The following is a 6,573-nucleotide window of genomic DNA, read 5'->3' as shown; positions in this document are numbered from 1 at the left end:
AGTTGAGTCATCGATCGATGGCTTGTTTTGCTATGCCCATTTTTTAACTGGGTGCCCAGAGTATTCATTTCAGACTTTAACCTCACAATCTCTTAAGTATAAAAACAGTATTGCCATATTTTTAGAGTTTATACGTAATGGAGATTGATATTTTTTGATATCCAGATAGAATGAATTTTAAAGATGCTTTAAACCAATATATAGAAGCGAAGGTATCATTAACTTAAGAAAAGTAAGGTATAATGTTTAATGATATACTTGAAAAAAGGAAAGTGGAGAGTAATATGTGTACTCCAAGCTTATTACATACAGTTAGGGCATAGGAGGCTGTCATGCCAAGAACAAAGTACGTAGAAATATATGAAGACTTAAAAAAGAAAATAGAGCAAAATGTTTACCAGTATCAACAACTCCTGCCTTCAGAGAATACATTGGTCAAAGAGTATGACTGCTCTAGAAATACATTACGAAGAGCCATCGGAAATCTTGTGAACGAAGGGTATGTGCAAACCAAGCATGGGAAAGGTGCCCGCATCATTTATCAGGATTTTAAGAAGAATGAATATATGTTTGGTGAGACGGAAACGTTCAAGGAGTTTGCTATCAGAAACCATAAAAAGCATCGGACAGAGGTCATCGTTTTTGAGGAGTTGGTTGTAGATCAAAGCATTCATGAGCATACGATGTTTCCAATCGGTGTTGAGGTGTATCACTTGAAGCGTGTCCGCTATTTAGAAGGGAATCCGGTTATCATGGACTATAATTATTTTAGGAAAGATATTGTTAAAGAATTAACAATAGAGATAGCAGAGGATTCAATTTATGAATACTTAGATAGAGAGCTGGATCAGCGAGCGGTCACCGCAAAGCGGAAAATGGTAGTAGAAAGAGCAACCGAGATGGATGAGAACTATTTAAAATTAGATGGATTTAATAGTGTCGTCGTTGTAACAAGTCATATTTTTAATGCAGATGGGGTGATGTTTGAACATACTCAATCAAGGCATACTCCAGGTAACTTTGTATTCTTCGACCAAACACAGCGAAAATAAGAAAAGTGTGCGAGAAGAAGCTCTCGTACACTTTTTTCGTTATTTATTGATAGGAAAGTTTTGTACTTCGTTTTTTGTGTCTAGCTCCAGCGCCTAGCCCCTCATGAATTGAAGGCAAAGAACGCCTTCTATTTCATGAGTGTCTTATTTGCCCTTGGCTGAGCAAGGCGCTTGCGCTTTTCTTATACCAATTTTGATGCTAAATGGATAAACACGCTTGACGTCCAGGTATGGGCAAGATCCCTTAATCCTTTTCCCGTTTCAGCATGAAAGTTTTCTGCAAATCCTCCATGTTTACACAGCTCAAGGAACTTCTCGGTTATTTCATTTGCTAATTGTTGTTCCCCGCATTCTTCAAATGCTTCTACAAACAGAAGTGTGGTAGGAGCCCATATTGGTCCTCTCCAGTAGGCATCCTCCTCGTAATAAGAGCTGTCGATGGCTTCTGAAGCGATACCCCACTTTGTTAAATACCTTTCGCTCTTTAGAACATTGATCATTTTCTTTTTAGCAGCCCCAGGAAGTTTGTTAGCCAAGATGATTGACATTAAAGGAAGGATTCCTTGGCTTTTAATCACTTTACCGTCTCTTGTAAAACGAGCGACTGGAAGGTCCTCAACAAGGAAATATTCGCAAAATTTCTGCGTGTATTTTGTAGATTGCTCTTCCCAATATTTCTGATCTTTCACTCTTTCAAGTTTTTCTGCGACAACAGCCAGCATATCCATCGACTTGATCAAGAAGGCTGTTAAGTCTGGTGAATCGATGATGTTTGCATCTCTGAACACCGTGCTGTTGTCCTGTCCTGAATCATTTCCGTGATGGTATTCGCAAATTCCGTCACCATTAAAGTCTTTGTACTTAAGGTAAAATTCTACATGTTTCTCGATTTGAGTATATATTTTTTCTAATTGTTCAGTGGTCAATGTCATTTTTTCCATCATCTTTAATACGAATAACCCTTGTACAGGAGGCTTAGAAAAATTCCAGCGAATGGTCGAATCACTGACGGAACCTGGAATCTGTCCCTTGTCGTCCTGATGATCGAATAATAACTGAATTTGATCCCATGCGAGCTCATCATCGACACCTGCGAGTGCTAATGCGTTGAAAGCATTATCCCAGCTCCAAACGCCTGGGAAATTTGAATTCGACATATACATGGCTTTTCTCTTCAAAAGCCCTTGTTCATTCACGATACATGTCCAATTTAGATAAGCAGCTTCCCTTAGGGTTTGTTGATATCTTTCAGGAACATCAGGCTGTTTAGATAAGAATTCCAGAAAATGATTTGTGCTCTTATCCAATGCTTCTTCAAACTTGTACTCTCTTTTTTCTGGAACTGCCCCGTTTGTAGGAATATCTTCAATGACACATAAAAATTCATTTGACTCTTCCGTTGAGATGATTTGGATACTAGATAGGTTTTCGGCTTTGTTTGTGCTGCCTGTTGTATCCATGAAGACGTTTTGCTCAAGCGTGACTGAGCCTTTTGGAGCAAAGATCATGTATTTTGTCAAATTCTTGTAGCTGTTGACAATGCAGTATTCTTCACCGGTGTTTCCTAAGAGATAGTTATATTCGTAATTGAAGATTGGCTGGGTATCAAGGATCAGCCCAACGTTTTCCCCTCGACCTTGCACAAAGATTCTTTCAGCATCTTCAAAGCATACAGAGATTTCCCCACCATCAAATGAGAGGACAATCTTAAATTCATCTGCTTCATAGGTGTACTCAACTGGATTCCTCTTTAACGTTGGGATGATTTTCAGAGCATTTTGATGCTGTTTGGATTTGCCTCTTACTGATTTAATAAAAAGTCCATTTTTCTCCGGGATCGGGCTTTCTTGGTATGTGAGAGCCATGTAAGAACCATAATGACTCATAGGTGTGACTCGTATGTCCAAATTGAACACTCCCTTTCACAAATTTACTTGACAACAAATTATACTGTACTATAATAAACTTGTTTAAACAAGTTGAAAATTTATGTAGGCTATTATGTAGAGGGGGTTATCGCATGGCTTTTAAAGATCAAGTTTCAAGCATCATAAAAAATATTGGCGGGTCTGAAAACGTCAGTAATGCATCACACTGCGTGACAAGGCTGCGCTTAGTATTGGTAGATGAAAGCCTTGTTAATAAAGAAGCGTTAGAGGAAAATGAACTGGTGAAGGGAACTTTCTCAGCAAATGGCCAATTTCAAGTCATCATTGGTCCCGGGCTTGTAGAGAAAGTTTACAGTGAGTTTGTAAGCCAGACCGGTGCAGAAGAAGTAAGTAAAGATGAAATGAAGAAGATTACTGCTGAAAAAGGGAACATCATTCAAAAAGGTGTCCGCGTCTTGGCAGACATCTTTATTCCGATCCTTCCGGCAATCGTTGCAGCAGGTCTTCTATTAGGATTAAATAACCTGCTTGCAAACCCTGGTATTTTCTATGACAACAAATCCTTGTTGGATGTGTATACTGGCTGGACAGGATTTGCAGAATTCATCAATGTCATTGCCAATACGGCATTTACATTCCTGCCTGTACTCATTGCATGGTCTGCTGCTAAGAAATTCGGTGGGAATCCGTTATTAGGGATCGTGTTAGGTCTATTATTGGTACATCCTTCCTTAATGTCTGCATATGCGTATGCAGAGAATCCAAGTGAAGTGGAATACTGGAGTCTATTTGGATGGGAGATTGCCAAAATCGGTTATCAAGGACAAGTTCTTCCTGTTATTTTTGCGACATGGATTTTAGCCTGGTCTGAGAAGCGTTTAAAACGCGTTATTCCAGATAATTTACAAATGCTATTTGTGGCACCGCTCGCATTAGTCTTCTCTGGTCTCTTAACATTTGGAGTTATTGGGCCGATTACGATGACAGGATCTAACTGGATCACCGATGGTATTCTCTATTTGTTTGACGTATCACCTGCGTTTGCCGGAGGCGTATATGGATTTATTTCCGGTCCGCTTGTCATTACTGGAATGCACCACATCTTCTTAGGGGTAAATCTGCAAATGGCCGGTTCAGTTGGCTATGTTACTTTATGGCCAATCGGGGAAACGGTTACACTCGCTCAAGGTGCGGCTGCGTTGACCATGTTCTTTATTCTGAAGCAAAACCAAAAATTAAAAGGTGTGTCACTTACTGCAACATTATCCGCTTGGCTCGGGGTAACTGAACCAGCGATTTACGGGATCAACCTCAGATTCAGATATCCTTTCATTGCCGTTATGGTAGGGAGTGCAATCGGAAGTGCCTATCTAGCGGCGCAAGGTGTGAAAGCTACTTCTGTTGGAGTGGGAGGAGTTCTATCTTTCCTTTCTGTTTATCCGGAACAATGGAGCTTCTATTTCATAGGGATGGCCATCACATTTATCATCACCGTTGCGTTAACTTTTGGGTTCTTTAAAAGTAATTTATTTAAGTCTGGTCAAGCTGTTGAGAAAAAAACAGAGGATAAGGGGAAAAAATCCTTGAAGCTAAATACACTATGAAAAAGTGTTTAGGGATAAATGATATATAAATAAACTAGCGAAGAATCCCTTTCGATCGAAAAGGGATTTTTTTCTTTTACCGGAAAAATACTGGTTTAAAAGGTGTTTTTAATCAAACTTTATTTTTCTATTAAGTAGATAAATTCGAATGTGATCAAAAACTTAATTAAATGGACTGATTGCTCAGTCCATTTTTTTATTTTTTACAGTTTGAACGTTTAAAAAAACTGTTTACACCGTTAAATAACGATGTTAATATGTCATTAATGTAGTAATAAATATTACACAAACTAATAAAGTTGTTATTTTTACTACATATGGAGTGCATTTTTTTAGTTATCTTTGAAACCGTTATCAATCGGTTTTAGAAGAAAACTAGAATTGAGGAATGAAACATTATGTTAATGGGGGAGTGTATGCAATTGAGTTATACAGCACCGCTTTTGTCTCAAGAAATAATTGAAAGGGCCAAAAAACTAAATACAACAGTTATTTCAGATGCACTAGGTTGTACCGGTTCAATGGATTACAAAGTGAAGCCAGTTTCACCTGGGATGAGAGTAGTTGGAACTGCTTTAACAGTTGAGTTGAGAGCAGGAGATAATCTTTTCTTACATCAGGGAATTTACTGCGGGGGCGAGGGATATGTGCTTGTCGCAGATGGAAAAGGACATACAGAAAATGCTTATCTGGGTGAGTTAATGGCTGGAGCAGCAAAAGCTCTTGGTCTTGAAGGAATCGTCATTGATGGGCTTGTTCGTGATAAAGAAATGCTTAGTGAAATTGGGCTGCCGATTTTTGCAAAAGGCTTCATTCCTAATGGGCCATTTAAGGATGGTCCTGGTGCAATCAATATACCAATATCCTGTGCTGGAGTTACCGTTCATCCTGGTGATTTAATTGTCGGAGATGATGATGGCGTAGTTGTTGTCCCGAAAGAAAAAATTGAGAACGTACTCGTAAAGGCGGAAGCAAAACTTAAATATGAGGAAAAACGTCTGCAGACAATTGTTAGCTATGAAGAGAGAAGAAAACAAGGTAATACAAATACGGACAGTATAGCCCCGGAATGGCTGGCTGGAAAAATGAAAGAATTTGGTTTTTGAAGGAGAGAAGAGTTTATGCATTTGGGATTTATTGGATTTGGGGAAGCAGCATTTGAATTAGCGTCAGGTCTAAACGAGCAAGGAATAGGAAAAATGAAGGCATATGATCCACTCTGGATTGTGCCGGAATACAGTGAACTTATTCGAAAACGGGCTAAAGTGTCAAATGTTACAATGGTGGAATCATTAGAAGAGGTCATGAAAGAAGCAGAAGCTGTCATTGTTGCAGTACCTGCACACAGAGCGCTTGAAGTAAGTGAACAACTAATGCCACATGTTAATAATAAAAGCATTTATATTGATGTTTCTGCAGCAAATCCTAATGTCAAAAAGCAGATATCGTTAAATATAAACAATTCTGGCGGAAAATTTGTAGATGCTGCGATGATGGGACCATTGCCGGTTTATAAACATCGAGTGCCTATTCTCGCGAGTGGAGATGGCGTAGATGTTTTTATTGAAAAGATGTCTGTTTATGGTATGAATATCGAGAAGGTTAGCGAAATACCTGGTGATGCAACTGCTGCAAAATTAATACGAAGCATTTATATGAAAGGAATTGTTGGGCTGTATATTGAATTGCTAGAAGCTGCTCACCATTTTAATGTCGAAAACCTTGTCATTGATTCACTGAGTGAAACGATAAACGGCAGAACATTTGAAGAAACAATGAATCGTCTCGTGACGGGAACAGCACTTCATGCAACTCGACGTTCCATTGAACTTGGCGGCACAATTGATATGCTGGAATCAGCAAAGATTGATTCATCGATGTCGGCAGCAGCTAAAGCCAAAATTGAAAAACTTGCTTTATTAAATTTAAAAGAGAAATATCATGGTGAAAAGCCGGATCACTGGCGGCAGGTCATTGAGGCGTTTAAAGTGACAACATAAAAATACATGACGAATGTTTGAGGTTAAT

The 6,573-nt window shown here is 38.9% G+C and carries 5 protein-coding genes; 4 read left to right on the top strand and 1 reads right to left on the bottom strand.

The window, feature by feature from the left end:
• Positions 1-332 precede the first annotated feature (332 nt).
• Positions 333-1,052: a UTRA domain-containing protein gene (locus Q1B07_RS21195; protein ID WP_299093864.1), complete on the top strand. Its 720-nt coding sequence runs from the start codon at positions 333-335 to the stop codon at positions 1,050-1,052.
• 182 nt (positions 1,053-1,234) lie between these two features.
• Here the strand turns inward: Q1B07_RS21195 and Q1B07_RS21190 are convergent, their stop codons facing one another.
• A complete protein-coding gene (locus tag Q1B07_RS21190; protein ID WP_299093863.1) occupies positions 1,235-2,959 on the bottom strand; it encodes a trehalase family glycosidase in 1,725 nt (574 codons plus the stop codon).
• A gap of 113 nt (positions 2,960-3,072) precedes the next feature.
• Here Q1B07_RS21190 and Q1B07_RS21185 point away from each other — a divergent pair, with 113 nt between their 5' ends.
• The 3 genes from Q1B07_RS21185 to Q1B07_RS21175 all read left to right on the top strand — a co-directional run bounded on the left by Q1B07_RS21185 (position 3,073) and on the right by Q1B07_RS21175 (position 6,545).
• A complete protein-coding gene (locus Q1B07_RS21185) occupies positions 3,073-4,545 on the top strand; it encodes a PTS transporter subunit EIIC (RefSeq protein WP_299093862.1) in 1,473 nt (490 codons plus the stop codon).
• Between the two features lie 422 nt (positions 4,546-4,967).
• The gene (locus Q1B07_RS21180) at positions 4,968-5,651 is read left to right on the top strand and encodes an RraA family protein (RefSeq protein ID WP_299093861.1); all 684 of its coding nucleotides are present in this window, start codon (positions 4,968-4,970) and stop codon (positions 5,649-5,651) included.
• A gap of 15 nt (positions 5,652-5,666) precedes the next feature.
• Positions 5,667-6,545, top strand: coding sequence for a prephenate dehydrogenase/arogenate dehydrogenase family protein (locus tag Q1B07_RS21175; RefSeq protein ID WP_299093860.1), 879 nt, complete (start codon positions 5,667-5,669; stop codon positions 6,543-6,545).
• The last annotated feature ends 28 nt before the right edge of the window (positions 6,546-6,573 follow it).

Origin of the sequence: uncultured Metabacillus sp. (assembly GCF_947503125.1) — a bacterium.
In the GTDB taxonomy this organism is placed as follows: domain Bacteria; phylum Bacillota; class Bacilli; order Bacillales; family Bacillaceae; genus Metabacillus.
This window is presented reverse-complemented; position numbering and strand designations above follow the sequence as displayed.